Source organism: Mycolicibacter acidiphilus (assembly GCF_018455725.1).
GTDB lineage: Bacteria > Actinomycetota > Actinomycetes > Mycobacteriales > Mycobacteriaceae > Mycobacterium > Mycobacterium acidiphilum.
On record NZ_JAHCLR010000079.1, the window covers coordinates 1 to 14,146 of the forward strand.

14 protein-coding genes are annotated in these 14,146 nt (G+C 71.1%); 9 read left to right on the forward strand and 5 right to left on the reverse strand.

What is annotated here, in order from left to right; all coding sequences use genetic code 11:
- The first annotated feature begins 307 nt into the window (after positions 1 to 307).
- From KIH27_RS21125 to KIH27_RS21165, 9 genes are all read left to right on the forward strand, one after another.
- Positions 308 to 556, forward strand: a complete 249-nt coding sequence (locus tag KIH27_RS21125) for a hypothetical protein (RefSeq protein WP_214094931.1) — start codon at positions 308 to 310, stop codon at positions 554 to 556.
- 102 nt (positions 557 to 658) lie between these two features.
- Positions 659 to 898, forward strand: coding sequence for a hypothetical protein (locus tag KIH27_RS21130; protein ID WP_214094932.1), 240 nt, complete (start codon positions 659 to 661; stop codon positions 896 to 898).
- A gap of 194 nt (positions 899 to 1,092) precedes the next feature.
- Positions 1,093 to 1,365, forward strand: coding sequence for a hypothetical protein (locus KIH27_RS21135; RefSeq protein WP_214094933.1), 273 nt, complete (start codon positions 1,093 to 1,095; stop codon positions 1,363 to 1,365).
- Positions 1,366 to 1,419: 54 nt separating this feature from the next.
- Complete coding sequence (gene pta / locus KIH27_RS21140) at positions 1,420 to 3,525, forward strand: phosphate acetyltransferase (RefSeq protein ID WP_214094934.1); 2,106 nt, start codon at positions 1,420 to 1,422, stop codon at positions 3,523 to 3,525.
- Positions 3,522 to 4,655: an acetate kinase gene (locus KIH27_RS21145; protein WP_214094935.1), complete on the forward strand. Its 1,134-nt coding sequence runs from the start codon at positions 3,522 to 3,524 to the stop codon at positions 4,653 to 4,655. The genes pta and KIH27_RS21145 overlap by 4 nt, the downstream gene beginning before the upstream one ends.
- Positions 4,656 to 4,671: 16 nt before the next feature.
- Entirely contained in the window at positions 4,672 to 5,811 is a 1,140-nt protein-coding gene (gene macS / locus KIH27_RS21150; RefSeq protein ID WP_214094936.1) for a MacS family sensor histidine kinase, read from the forward strand.
- Positions 5,804 to 6,454, forward strand: coding sequence for a response regulator (locus tag KIH27_RS21155; RefSeq protein ID WP_214094937.1), 651 nt, complete (start codon positions 5,804 to 5,806; stop codon positions 6,452 to 6,454). Before macS ends, KIH27_RS21155 begins: the two co-directional genes overlap by 8 nt.
- A 60-nt stretch (positions 6,455 to 6,514) precedes the next feature.
- Entirely contained in the window at positions 6,515 to 8,293 is a 1,779-nt protein-coding gene (locus tag KIH27_RS21160; protein WP_214094938.1) for a DUF2339 domain-containing protein, read from the forward strand.
- Entirely contained in the window at positions 8,290 to 9,627 is a 1,338-nt protein-coding gene (locus KIH27_RS21165; protein WP_214094939.1) for an acyltransferase family protein, read from the forward strand. Before KIH27_RS21160 ends, KIH27_RS21165 begins: the two co-directional genes overlap by 4 nt.
- Here KIH27_RS21165 and KIH27_RS21170 read toward each other — a convergent pair.
- The 5 genes from KIH27_RS21170 to pstS form a co-directional block, all read right to left on the reverse strand.
- Positions 9,576 to 10,430 (reverse strand): alpha/beta fold hydrolase, encoded by an 855-nt coding sequence (locus KIH27_RS21170; protein WP_214094940.1) that lies wholly within the window; start codon positions 10,428 to 10,430, stop codon positions 9,576 to 9,578. The two genes, KIH27_RS21165 and KIH27_RS21170, sit on opposite strands and share 52 nt — an antisense overlap.
- The gene (locus KIH27_RS21175) at positions 10,427 to 11,620 is read right to left on the reverse strand and encodes a CoA transferase (RefSeq protein WP_214094941.1); all 1,194 of its coding nucleotides are present in this window, start codon (positions 11,618 to 11,620) and stop codon (positions 10,427 to 10,429) included. The genes KIH27_RS21170 and KIH27_RS21175 overlap by 4 nt, the downstream gene beginning before the upstream one ends.
- 15 nt (positions 11,621 to 11,635) lie before the next feature.
- Positions 11,636 to 12,478: a phosphate ABC transporter permease PstA gene (gene pstA / locus KIH27_RS21180; RefSeq protein WP_214094942.1), complete on the reverse strand. Its 843-nt coding sequence runs from the start codon at positions 12,476 to 12,478 to the stop codon at positions 11,636 to 11,638.
- Between the two features lies 1 nt (position 12,479).
- The gene (gene pstC, locus KIH27_RS21185; RefSeq protein WP_214094943.1) at positions 12,480 to 13,496 is read right to left on the reverse strand and encodes a phosphate ABC transporter permease subunit PstC; all 1,017 of its coding nucleotides are present in this window, start codon (positions 13,494 to 13,496) and stop codon (positions 12,480 to 12,482) included.
- Between the two features lie 6 nt (positions 13,497 to 13,502).
- A partial coding sequence (pstS, locus tag KIH27_RS21190) for a phosphate ABC transporter substrate-binding protein PstS (RefSeq protein ID WP_214094944.1) occupies positions 13,503 to 14,146 on the reverse strand: 644 nt, incomplete at its 5' end.

The window sequence follows — 14,146 nt, forward strand, 5'->3', positions numbered from 1 at the left end:
GGTGTTTGTGAAGGACTACCCCGATCTATATCAACCGTCCGGTTAATGCTGTAATCTCCCGTCGGTCGGCGTGCGCGCCGCATTCTCGACGCGGCCCGTGTCACAATTCTCCGTGGCGGTGTTCACCGTCACCGTAATCAACGGTCTCAATTGAGACGACGACCACACGTTCCCTGGCGTGCGTCGAATGTCACCTGCCGTTTTGTTGAGTCATCTCGCGTACCGATATACCATCGATTCAGTCACGTCAAATAATGCAAATTCGCAGATGTGGCGATAATTATTGTTTCGAAGGACGTGAATTCGAATGAATCACTTTATCGTACGTGCTTTAGGGGCGGTCGCCGGTGGAGTTCTGGCCGTCGGTGTCTCAGCGGCGGGGATCGCATCCGCCACCGGCGACGATGGTGCCGCAGCTCCGGTGGTCGCCACTTCGGCCGTCGGCGGCCAGCCGGCCCCGGCGGCCGTGCCGCTGGCCGCGGAGCAGGCGCCGACCGGCAGCTGCCATCTGGTGTGGGTCAACATCTTCGGCCCCGTCTGCATGCCGGGCAGATAAACCCGGCCGGGCCGGCTGCCGAATTCGGGTAGTCGCCCAATGAATATCGTCAGTCAATTCGAAGGGCAGCGCGGATATTCTCCGCACGGGAAGTTCAGTTCGATGGTTATCAAGAAGCTACGCAATTACACGGTCGTTTTCGCCGGCCTGACGGCCTTCGCGGTGCTGCCGGCGGGGGCCGCCGCAGCGTCCGGAGGCGGCGCGGAACCGCCGGGCACCCAGCTCTGCGGACCACGCGCCACCGGCTTTGCCGCGCTGTACTGCCCCTGGGACGGGGCGCGGGACGGCGACCCGACGCCGAGCCAGAACCGTTCCGCCGACCGGGAGTCGGTGGGGCGGTGATACCCGGCCGGACGTGGGGTTTCACCGGATCGAACGCCGGTGATCCTGCTAGGCTGGCAGCACCGCCGGACGTCCGACTGCAGATCGACCACCGAGAGGGCGGTTCGCCGCCGACGACGGCTACCGCGTCGTCAAATCCCCGCGGACACAACTTCACCGGAATCGAGATCCGGAAGTTCAAGAGGGAGGGCCTCGTGAACCGTCGTATCGCCACCGGCATCGGGGCAGCCCTGATCGCCGCCCTGATACCGATCGGGGCGGCCACGATCGACCGCGGGCCCGCGACCGACGTCCCCGCAGCGGTGGCGATCGCTGCCCCCGTCACCGGGCCGATCTGCCTGGACTCCGCCGGATTCGGCGGCGTGTACTGCATCTGGCCGGAACAGCCCAGACGACCGGCGCGCAACAGTCCGCCGGCATCGCCGGCCCCGCCGCCGGCCCAGAATCAGCCGCCAGCGGCGAACTGAAAGACGTCCCCGATCGGCGCCGCGCCGGGCGGACACCGCTAGGTTGAAAACGCCATGAGCGAACCGACCCCTGACACCCGAGCGTCGAGCATCTACCTGGCGGCCACCGAGGGCGGCACCGGGAAATCAGCCATCGCACTGGGCCTGCTGCACCTGCTGGCGTCCTCGGCGGCACGCGTCGGAGTGTTCCGGCCGATCGTGCGGTCCCACGAGGAACCCGACGAGCAGCTGGAACTGCTGCTGGCCCACGCCACCGCCACCCTCGACGACCACAGCCGCTGTCGTGGCGTGACCTACCAGCAGGTCTACAGCGACCGAGAGGCGGCGCTGAGCGAAATCGTCGCGCGCTTCCACGAAGTCGCCCGGCAGTGCGACACGGTGCTGGTGGTCGGCAGCGACTACACCGACGTCGTCAACCCCAGCGAACTGAGCTTCAACGCCCGCATCGCGGTGAACCTCGGCGCCCCGCTGGTGCTGGCGATCAACGGGCACAACCGCGACCCGCAGGCCATCGCCGAGATCGCCGGGCGCTGCCTGGCCGAGGCGGCCGCCGTGCACGCGCAGCCCGCGGCGGTGATCGCCAACCGCTGCGTCCCGGCGCACCTCGACGACGTGCAGCGGGCGCTGTCGGGGGTGCTGGGCGCCGCCGGCGTCCCCGCCTTCGCCGTGCCGGAGGTCCGGGTGCTGGCCGCCCCGACGATGGCCGAGCTCTGCGCGGCGCTGGGCGGCACCGTCTACAGCGGTGACCCGGAACTGCTGCGCCGCGAAGCGCTGGATGTGATGGTCGGCGGGATGACCGCGGAGAACATCCTGGAGCGGCTGGTGGAGGGGCAGGTGGTGATCGTGCCCGCCGACCGCTCCGACGTGCTGCTGGCACTGGTGAACGCCCATGAGGCGCAGGGCTTCCCGTCGCTGGCCGGGATCATCCTCAACGGCGGGCTGCTGCCGCACCCGGCGATCGACAAGCTGGTCAAGGGTCTGCAGCCGGCGCTGCCGCTGATCGCCTGCAGTCACCGCACCTACGACACCGCCGAGCGGGTCTCGCAGACCGGCGGCCGGATCACCGTCGACGCGCTGCGCAAGATCGACACGGCGCTGGAGGTGATGGCCAGCCACGTCGACGGTGCCGAACTCGCCGAACGCATCCGGGTGCCGGCGTCGACGGTGGTCACCCCGCAAATGTTCGAATACCGGCTGCTGGAACGGGCCCGCTCCGGCCGCCGGCACATCGTGCTGCCCGAAGGCGACGACGACCGCATCCTGCTGGCGGCCGGGCGGCTGCTGTCCCGCGGCATCGTCGACCTGACCCTGCTGGGGGTGGAGTCCACCGTGCGCGCCCGCGGCGCGGAGCTGGGCGTGGACCTGTCGGCGGCGCAGGTGATCGACCCGCAGCACAGTGATCTGCTGGACTCGTTCGGCGCCGAATACGCGCGACTGCGCGCCCACAAGGGCATGACCGAGGAGCGGGCGCGCGAGATCATGCGCGACATCTCCTATTTCGGCACGATGATGGTGCATCGCGGGATCGCCGACGGGATGGTCTCCGGCGCCGCGCACACCACCGCGCACACCATCCGGCCGGCGTTCGAGATCATCCGCACCGCACCGGGCGTCTCGACCGTGTCCAGTGTGTTCCTGATGTGCCTGTCCGATCGGGTACTGGCGTTCGGCGACTGCGCGGTGGTACCCGACCCGACCGTCGAACAGCTGGCCGACATCGCGATCTCGTCGGCGTCCACCGCCGCGGCGTTCGGCATCGAACCGCGGGTGGCGCTGCTGTCCTACTCCACCGGGGAATCCGGGTTCGGCGCCGGCGTCGACAAGGTCCGTGCGGCAACCCAACTGGTGCACCAGCGCTGCCCGGACCTGCTGGCGGACGGGCCGATCCAGTACGACGCGGCCGTCGACGCCGGGGTTGCGGCAGCCAAGATGCCGGACTCGGCGGTGGCCGGGGCCGCCACCGTGCTGATCTTCCCGGATCTCAACACCGGCAACAACACCTACAAGGCGGTGCAGCGCAGCGCCGGTGTGGTGGCGATCGGGCCGGTGCTGCAGGGCCTGGCCAAGCCGGTCAACGATCTGTCCCGCGGTGCCCTGGTGGACGACATCGTCTACACGGTGGCGATCACCGCCGTCCAGGCGCAGGAGGTGGGTCGGTGACCGGATTGGTGCTGGTGCTCAATTGCGGATCGTCGTCGATCAAATACCAGGTGGTCGACCCGGTGGCCGGCGAGGCCGTGGTCTCCGGGCTGGTGGAGCAGATCGGTGAACCGGGCGGGCCGGTGCCCGACCACGCCGCCGGGCTGCAGCGGATCCACGGCGACCTGGTCGACTCCGGGGTGGACCTGGCGGCGGTGCGGGCCGTCGGACACCGGGTGGTGCACGGCGGCCGCAGGTTTCACGCCCCGACGCTGATCACCGATGCGGTGCTGGCCGAGATCGAACGCCTGTCCGACCTTGCGCCGCTGCACAATCCGCCGAACGTCGTCGGAATCACGGTGGCGCGCGCCGACTTCCCGGACGTTCCGCACGTCGCGGTCTTCGACACCGGTTTCTTCCACGGGTTGCCGGAGGCGGCCGCCACCTACGCGATCGACGCCGGGGTCGCTGCGCAGTACGGCATCCGCCGGTACGGATTCCACGGCACCTCGCACGAATACGTCTCGCAGCAGACCGCCGCGCTGCTGGGTCGGGAACCGGCCGAGGTGAACACGATCGTGCTGCACCTGGGCAACGGGGCGTCGGCGTCGGCGGTGCGTGGCGGGGTCGCCGTGGAGACGTCGATGGGGTTGACGCCGCTGGAGGGCCTGGTGATGGGAACCCGCTGCGGCGACCTCGATCCGGGCGTGCTGATGCACCTGAAACGAACCGCCGGCATGGGCGTGGCGGAACTCGACGAACTGCTCAACCGGCGCTCCGGGTTGCGCGGCCTGTGCGGGGTCAACGATTTCCGCGAACTGCTGGAACAGGTTTCGACCGGGCGTCCGGAGGCGACGCTGGCCTACGGGGTGTACGTGCACCGGTTGCGCAAGTACGTCGGCGCTTACCTGGCGGTGCTCGGGCGGGTGGATGCGATCGCGTTCACCGCGGGCGTCGGTGAGAACGTCGCCGCGGTGCGCGAGGACGCGCTGTCCGGCCTCGACGGGCTGGGCATCACCGTCGACCCGCAGCGCAACCGCAGCGGCAGGGGAGCGCGGATCATCTCACCGGACGGTGCGCGCACCGCGGTGCTGGTGGTCCCGACGAACGAGGAACTCGCGATCGCCCGTGCCGCTTGGGGATTCGTCTGATCGGCGGGCTGACCCCATGGTGAGCCGGGAGTCGGAGGCGACGGCGCCGCTGTGGCGGGCGGCGCAGGTGTTCCGGCTGCTGAGTTGCGTGTACGCACTGGGTTTTCAGATCGCGATCAACGGTGATCTGCTGCGGCCCGGGCTGACCCGGGCGCTGTTCGCGGTGCTGATCGGCTTCAGCGCCGTCGCCGCGGTCGCCTATCTGCGCGGCGTGCGCCACCGGTCGGCGTGGGTGCTCGCCGAGATCGTCGTCGTCGTCGGACTGATGCTCTCCACCGATGCCGTCGCCTCCCGGCAGTGGACGCTGGACAACCAGAGTTGGCCGACGACGCTGTGGGCCAGCAACGCCACCGTCTCGGCCGCGCTGCAGTTCGGCCCGGTCGGCGGCATGGTGACCGCCGCGGTGGTCACCGCCACCAGCGCCTTCGTCAAGGGCTACCTCAGCCTCAACCTCGGCCGCAACGCCACCGTGGTGATCGAGCTCGCGCTCGGGCTGGCGGTCGGCATGGCCGCGGTGACCGCCCGCCGCGTCCACGACGAACTGCAGCGCGCCACCCGGCTGGCCGCGGCCACCGAGGAGCGGGAACGACTGTCCCGGCACGTCCACGACGGCGTCATCCAGGTGCTGGCGCTGGTGGCCCGGCGCGGCCGGGAGATCGGCGGCCCGGCAGCCGAATTGGCGGAACTGGCCGGTGAACAGGAGCGCGCCCTGCGCCGGCTGGTCAGCTCCAGCGAACTGACCGCGACCCCCGGCAGCACCGACCTGCGCAGCCTGCTGAGCCGCCGGGAGGGCGACCGGGTGTCGCTGAGCCTGCCGGGTACCGCGGTGCCGCTGCCGGGTGACGTCGCCGCCGAACTCGACGCGGCGATCGGCAACGTGCTCGACAACGTGCGGCAGCACGCCGGCCCCGATGCCCGGGCGTTCGTGCTGCTGGAGGATCTGGCCGACACGGTGCTGGTCAGCGTGCGCGACGATGGGCCCGGAATCGCCGACGGACGGTTGGCGCAGGCGGTCCGGCAGGGCCGCCTCGGCATCTCACAGGCGATCGTCGGGCGGCTGGAAGCGCTGGGCGGCAGCGCCCGGCTGCACACCGAGATCGGGGAGGGAACCGAATGGGAGCTCAGCGTGCCGCGGCGGGCGGGCCGCGATGACTGACGGGCTGACGCTGATGGTCGTCGACGACCACCCGATCTGGTGTGACGCGGTCGCCCGCGACCTCGCCGAGTCCGGCTTCACCGTGGTCGCCACCGCCGACGGGGTCGCCGCCGCGCGCCGCCGGGCCGAGGTGGTCAAACCCGACGTGGTGGTGATGGACATGCGACTGGACGACGGCGACGGGGCGGCGGCGACGGCGGCGGTGCTGGAGGTCTCACCGGCGACGCGGGTGCTGGTGCTGTCGGCGTCCGACGAACGCGACGACGTGCTGCAGGCGGTGAAAGCCGGCGCGACGGGATATCTGGTGAAGAGCGCCTCGAAGGCCGAACTCGACGACGCCGTGCGCGCCACCGCCGAAGGGCGGGCGGTGTTCACCCCCGGCCTGGCCGGGCTGGTGCTGGGCGAATACCGGCGGCTGGCGCAGCGCCCGGATCGCGGACCGGCCACTCCAGCGCTGACCGAACGCGAAACCGAGGTGCTGCGCCACGTGGCGAAAGGACTGTCGGCCAAACAGATCGCCGCCCGGCTGTCGCTGAGCCACCGCACCGTGGAGAACCACGTCCAGGCCACGTTCCGCAAGCTGCAGGTCGCCAACCGGGTGGAGCTGACCCGCTACGCGATCGAGCACGGCCTGGATCGGTAACAGCCGGATCGGGTAGTCCTACTCATCCGCGGCGGCGCCGAACCCGGCAAGGTGGTCGCTGTGACCGAACCGCATCGTGCCGTCATCAATCGGCTCTCCGCAGAACTGCAGGCGATGTCCTGGCAGCTGTACCGGGTCTCCAGCGACCTCGCTGAACTCGATCGGCAGCTCAGCGCCGGTACCCACCGCGTACCGGTGGCCGCTCCGGTGGTGGCCCGGCCCGTCCCGCCGGTTGCGGCGCAGCCACCCGTGACACCGCAGCCGGCTCCGCAGCCGGCCGCCGGACCCGCACCGCAGCCCTGGCCGGCGCAGGACGACCCGGGCTGGATCGGCAAACTGCTCGCCGTCGCCGGCGTCGCGGTGACCCTGGTCGGGGTGGTGCTGCTGCTGGTGCTGGCCGCGCAGGCCGGATTGCTCAGTGCGCCGATCCGGGTCGCCGGCGGCGCCGCCCTCGCGGCGGGGCTGGTCGCGGTGGCGCACCGGCTGCGCGGGCGGCCCGGCGGTCGGACCGGCGCGATCGCCCTGGCCGCCACCGGCATCGCCGCGGCCTACCTGGACGTCGTCGCGATCAGCACGGTCTACCACTGGGTGCCCGCGGCCGTCGGTCTGGTGCTGGCCGCCGCCGTCGGCGGTGCCGGGCTCACCCTGGCGCGGCGCTGGGACTCCGAGCACCTCGGGCTGCTGGTGCTGACACCGCTGATCGGCCTGGCCCCGTTCATCACCGGCGACGTCGACCTCACGCTGGTCGCGTTCCTGCTCGCGCTGTCGGCGGCGGTGCTGCCGGTGCAGCTGGGCCGCGACTGGATCTGGCTGTCGGCGGTCCGCGTCGCCGCGCCGACGCTGCCGCTGCTGGTGACACTGACCGGCAACGAGCCGTGGCCGGTCGGGCTGGCGTGCGTCGCCGGGGCGATCCTCGCGATCGCCGGCGGGCTGGTGCTGATGCCGGCCACCAGCCGTCCGGGGGTGACCGCGCTGCTGATGGCCGCGGGCACCGTGCCACTGCTCGCCATCGGGGTGGCCGTGCCGCCGGCGGCGGCCACCGCACTGATCGCCATCCTGGCGGCGGTGCTGCTCACGATCGCACTGAAGGTCCGCGGGCTTCCGCGGGACGCCGCGCAGATCCTCGGCGGATCGGCGGCGGTCGCCGCCCTGGTCGCCGCGATCACGGCCTTCCGCGGGCCGGTGCTGGCGCCGGTGCTGCTGGCGATGGCGGTGGTGGTCGCGGTCGCCGGGCGTACCAGTGCCGTCGCCCGGTGGGCCGCAATCGGATTCGGCGCCATCGGGGTCGCCGTCCTGATCGGCCACGCGACGCCGGGCATGCTGCTGACCGCGACGGTGGTGCCGCTGTCGCAGGCGCTGTCCACGCTGGCCGGGGCGGTGCTGACCATCGTGCTGATCGCCCTGCTGGTGCGCGGCCACCGGGTCCCCGACGCCGGCGTGCTGCGGGAGCGAGAGGACATCTCACTGCTGGCCGGGCTCGGCGGACTGCTGATCGTCTACACCACCACCGCGTTCACCGTCACCGCCGGCGTGCTGATCGGCGGCACCGGCGGCGGATTCCTGGCCGGCCACATGGCGGCCACCATCTGCTGGATCGCCCTGGCGGCCTGGCTGTTCCGGTACGCACTGCGCAGCGCCGACGCCGACGACCGCCCGCTGCCGATCACCGCCGGGCTGATGCTGACCGGAGCGGCCACGGCGAAATTGTTCCTGTTCGACCTCGGCACCCTGAACGGCATGTTCCGGGTCGGCGCGTTCATCGTCGTCGGCCTGATGCTGCTGGGCATGGGCACCGGCTACGCCCGCGAACTCGCACAGAACGGAGACCGATCGAAATGACGGCGCTGCTGAACTTCCCCAGCCCCTCCGAACTGTCGGCGCAGACCCCGGCCGGCCGGGACCGCGCCCTGGACGTCATGCGGATCGCGGCCCTGCTCGGCGTCGTCATCGGCCACACCGTGATGGCGACCAGCATCATCCGTGACGGCGTGCTGATCTGGGACAACCTGCTCACCACGTCGACCGCGATGCAGGGGCTGACCTGGGTGTTCCAGATCATGCCGCTGTTCTTCTTCGCCGGCGCCGCCGCCTGCCTGAGCTCGTGGCGGCCCGGCGCCGACTGGGGCGGCTGGCTGATGAAACGCTGCACCCGGCTGTTCCGGCCGGTCTTCTCCTACCTGGCGTTCTGGGCCTGCGCCCTGATCGTCCTGCACCCGGTGCTGCCGATCCACGTCTACGAACCGATCGCCGGCGTCAGCGTCCAACTGCTGTGGTTCCTCGGTGCCTACGTGCTGGTGCTGGCCGCCATGCCGGCGCTGTACCGGATCACGACCACCGTGCGGCTGGCCGGCGGGGTGGTCGCCGTCTACGGCGCCATCGCGATCGTCGACGCGGTCCGGCTGCACTGGCCGGCGGCCGCAGCGCTGGGCTACGTCAACCTCGCGGTCTGGCTGATCCCGGCGATGTTCGGGGTGGCCTACCGGCGCGGGCTGCTTCCCCGGCGCGACGCGCTGCGCGTGGCGGCGGTGCTGCTGGCGGTCAACGTCGCCCTGATGCGGTTCGGGCCCTACCAGTTGAGCCTGGTGGGCACCGGCGACGGGAAACTGTCCAACACCAGCCCGCCGTCGCTGCTGCTGGCCGGGCACGCGATCATCGCCAGCGTGCTGGCGATCTGGGCGGCGCCGGCGATCGCCCGGTGGGCGCAGCGGCCCCGGGTCTGGTGGTGGACCGCGATCGGCAACTCCGGTGCGATGACGCTGTACCTGTGGCACATCCCGGTGCTGCTCGGCACGCACCTGGTCTTCGACCTGCTCGGCGCCCCGCGCTACCCGGGCCAGCCGCACTTCGCCGCACTCAGCATCGTGCAGTTGCTGGTGGTGGCAGCACTGGTGGGGGTGCTGTTCGTGGCACTGCGGCCGCTGGAGAACACCCCGCTGCCCGGCTGGGACGCCCCGGTGGTGGTGCGGCCGGGTCGCAGCGGTGCGGTCGGCACACTGCTGATGATCGCCGGCGCCGCAACCCTGGTCGCGATCAAGTGGGGACTCAAGGACGACGGCCTGGTGTGCGTCGCGGTGCTGCTGGCGGCGCTGGCGGCGGCGCGGGTGCTGGCGAGCCCGCCCGGTCAGTTCGCCGCGGCGGTGGCGGCCAGCAGGAAGTCCCGGATCGCCGGGTGAACGACGTCGGCGTGGTCGAGGTGCACCGCGTGCCGGGCACCCGGCACCGTCAGCAGCGTCGCCTGCCGGAAGCAGTCCAGCACCCGGGGTGCGTTGGCGTACGGGGTGACCCGGTCGGCGTCGCCCCAGATCACCAGCACCGGCCGGGGATGTTCACCGACCCAGGAGAAATCACTGCCGGCGTCGATCGGGAAGTGCAGCACGGTGGCGGCGAACGACCGGCCCACCCCGGGGAAGCGCAGTTGCTCCGCGGTGCGCGAGCCGTAGTCCGGGCAGGCCGCCGGATCGCTCAGGTGCAGTGGTGCCAGCCGGCCGATCAGGGTGCCGACCTGCGCGGCGATCACCGTCGCCGCCCCCGGCAGCCGGCGTGCCACCCGCAGCGGGTACGGCGGGCGCAGGAACAGCCCCGGCGCGATCAGGCAGAGGCTCGCCACCCGGCCCGGTGCGTCGGCGGCGAACCGGCTCGCGATGACCGCGCCCATCGACCAGCCGATGAGGTGCATGGTGTCGATGCCGAGCCGGTCGGTGAGCTCACGGAGTTGGCCGACGTAGTACGCCAGGTCGTAGTCGGCTACCGGCCGGTCCGACAGGCCGCGCCCGAACTGGTCATAACGAAGCACCCGAAACCCATGTGCGGCAAGCATCTCCGCGAGCGGTTCGAACGCGAAGCTCGGTGTCAGGATGCCGTGCACCAGCACCACCCACGGGCCGGCCTCCCCCGATACGTGATACGCGGTGACACCGGCGGACAGCTGCGCGGTCTGCACTCCGGCGGCGGCCCGGGCTTCCGCCAGCGCCGTCACGGTGTAGGCGGGGGGTGCAGCACCTCGTCGGTGTGCTGACCCAGGGTCGGTGGGGGACCGGGGGCGACGGCGTCGAACGACGAGTACCGGGCCGGGGTGCGGACCACGGTGACGGCCCCGGTGTCCCCGGCTGTGCCGCTGACCCGCAGCGCCAGTTGGTTCTCCGCGAACAGGTCGGTGTCGACCACCTGCTTCCAGGTGTTGGCCAGGCACGCCATCAATCCGTTGTGCTGCAACCGATCCACCCATTCGGCCGACGTCGCCGTGGCCAGCGTCGCCTCCAGCTCCGCGGTAAGCTCGGCGTAGTTGATCGACCGGGACCGCTGGTCGGCGAACCGCTCGTCGTCGATCAGATCGGGGCGATTCATGGTGCGGCACAGGATCTCCCAGTGCTTGGGCGTGTACGCGCTGAGCACCACGTAGCCGTCGGCGGTCCGGAAGGCGTCGGAGGGTTGGGTGGCGAAGCCGACGCCCTTGCGCCGCGGCTTCGCGGCCGGCGGCACCGGGGGCGGGTCCGGGCGGTTCAGGTGGACGATGAACTGGTTGGCCTGCAGGCCCACCGCGACGTCGTACATCGCCACCCGCACCACGTCGGCGACGCCGTGCCGCTCCCGGTTGAGCAGGGCGGCGAGCACCGCCTGCGCGAGCACGTGTCCGCTGGCGTTGTCGACCAGGTGGAACGGGATGATCTGCGGTTTGCCGCTCGGAGTGGGCATGCCGGTCGTCATCCCGGCCTCCGCCTGCACCATCAGATCGACTCCCGGCCGGCTGCCGTGCGGTCCGTTGCCGCCGTACGCCGACAGTCGCGCGTAGACCAGTCTCGGGTTGCGGGCCCGCAGCTCATCCGGTCCCAGCCCGAGTCGCTCCATCACGCCGGGCCGGAAGCCCTCCAGCACCACATCCGCGGTGTCGGCCAGCGCCAGCACCCGAGCGTGGGCGTCGGCGTCGGTCAGATCGACGGCCACCGACTTCTTGCCCCGGTTGTTCGGCAGGAAGTACGCCGCCAGCGGCGGCCGGCCGGGCAGCACCGCGGTGATGTGCCGGCTGGCGTCACCGCCCGGCGCCTCCACCTTGATCACCTCGGCGCCCAGATCGGCCAGCACCTGCCCGGCCAGCGGACCGGCCACGTTCTGGGTGAAGTCCAGCACCCGGAAGCCGTCCAGCGGCCGGGGGCCGTCACTGCTCGACATGGTCTGTCAGCGTAGTCAGTTCGACTCCGAGTGCCGCCGCGACAGCCAGGTGATCAGCCGGCCGACGAGGATCAGCAGCAGCACGAACACGATCAGCAGGAACGCGGCGTCGTAGGACAGGTCCCGGGCGGACTTCGACGGCAGGTTGTAGAACGTCCAGATCGGGTAGGTCAGATAGCCGATCGGGGAGTGGGTGAGTTCGCCGGTGGGAGCGGAGTTCGACCAGCCGGCGGTGTAGAGCATCGGCGCGGTCTCGCCGATCGCCAGCGCCAGCGCCACCAGCATGCCGGTGACGATGCCCGGCACCGCCGCCTTCAGCACGATCTTGCGCAGCGTCCAGCCGATCGGCAGCCCGAGCGCCTCCGCGCCCTCCCGGTAGGAGGTCGGCACCTGGCTCAGCGAAGACTCGGTGGCCTTGGTGATGTAGGGGATCGCCAGCACCGACAGCGTCAGGACACCGGCGGCCAGCGAGAACCCCCAGTGGAAGAACACCACCAGGGCCAGGTAGCCGACGTAGCCCAGCACGATCGACGGGACGCCGGCCAGCACCTCGTAGGCGCCGCGCAGAATGGACTGCGTTCGCCCGCCGGCGAATTCGGAGAGGTACACCCCGGTGAGCACGCTCACCGTGCCGCCGACCAGCAGCACGCCCAGGCCCAGCACCGCAGTGCCGATGATCGCGTTGCGCAGCCCGCCGCCGTTGCCGCGGGTGTTCTCGGTCAGCACGCTGAGGTGGAACACCGGCACCGCGCGCCCGATCACCTCGATCAGCATCCACAGCGTCGGCACCACCACCACCGCCAGGCAGCCGATGCAGGCCGCCCAGAACAGCGCGTTGATCACCTTGCGACCGTTCATCTCACACCCCCCGGCCCACCGGCAGCGCCGTCCCCGACACCCGGCGCACCAGCAGCTGGGCGGCGACGTTGGTCAGCAGCGTGATCACCATCAGCACCAGACTCACCTCGGCCAGCGTCTTCACCGCGAAGTTCGTGAAGTCCGTCATCGCCGAATCCAGCTGGGAGACAACGGTGGCCGCGATCGTGGTCATGGTCGAGTAGATGTCCTTGGGCATGGTGCCCAGCACCGCGCCGGACACCATCGCCACCGCCATCGTCTCGCCGAGCGCCCGGCCCAGGCCCAGCACCACCGCGCCGATGATGCCGCTGGACACCCACGGCAGCGTCACCCGGCGGGCGCACTCGAACTCGGTCATGCCCAGCGCGATCGCACCCTCGCGGGGCAGCAGCGGCACCTGCCGGATCAGGTCCCGGCTGGTGCTGGCGATGATCGGGATGATCATCACCGCCAGCACCAGGCCGGAGACCAGCAGACCCTCGCCGTGGCCCGGATCGCCCCGGAAGTAGCGCAGCACCGGGACGTCCGGGGCGGTGCGGGCGATCAGCGGTGCCACATGGTGGGCGATGAACGGGCCGAACGTCATCGCGCCCCACAACCCGACGATCACGCTGGGGATGCCGGCCAGCAGTTCCAGCACCATCCCGACCGCCGACGCCACCCGCTTCGGCAGTCGCTCCACGATCACCAGCGCCGCCCCGATCGACACCGGCACCGCGATCACCAGTGCGATCGCCGATGTGGCCAGGGTGCCCACGATCAACGGCAGCGCGCCGTAATAGGCGCCGACCGGGTGCTCCACCCCGCGGGTGACGGTGGACTCCCCATAGGTGTTGCCGGGGTTCCAGTCGGTGCCGGTGAAGAAGTGCAGCCCGTTGACGTTGATCGCGGGCAGCGCCTCGATCAGCAGGACGCCGAGGACGAAGACCAGGGACAGCAGCGGGATCACCGCTCCCGCTGCCCCCAGCCAGCGAATCGCAGGGCCGCCGCGGGCGCTGCGTCTACCGGTTCCGGCCACCGCCGGCTATTCGGCGCTGATCTTGGCGATCTGGGCGATCGACTGCTTCGCCACCGCGTCCGGCAACGGCTGGAAGTGCACCTTGTCCAGGTACTGCGCCGCGTTGCCGTCGGTGACCGCCCAGTGCAGGAACGCCTGCAGCGTCTGCGCGGTGGCGGCGTCCTTCTGGCTGGAGCTGACGACCGCGTACTCGTAGTTCACGATCGGGTAGCCGTCCGGGGCGGATCCGTTGATCAGCGAGATCGCCTGGTTGTCCGGGGTCTGGTCGGTGAACCCGGCCGCGGCGGCCTGGATGCTCTTGGCGTCGGGCAGCACGAAGTTGCCGGCGGCGTTGGCCAACTGGGCCTCGCCGAGGCCCTTCTGCTGCGCCTGGTCGAGGAAGCTGATCCCGATGTAGGCGACGCAGCCGGGGGTGTCAGCGCAGCCGGTCACCATGCCGCCGTTGCCGTTCTCGCCGAGCGCGCCGTCCACCGCCGGGAAGTCGACGGTGGTGCCGAAGCCGGGGTTCTTGCCCCAGCCGTCCGGGTCCTGCTTGGACAGGTACTGAGTGAACAGGAAGGTGTCACCGGAGCCGTCGGAGCGGTGCAGCGGCACCACCGGGGTGTCGGGCAGGGTGACGCCGGGGTTCAGCGCGGCGACCTGCGGGTCGT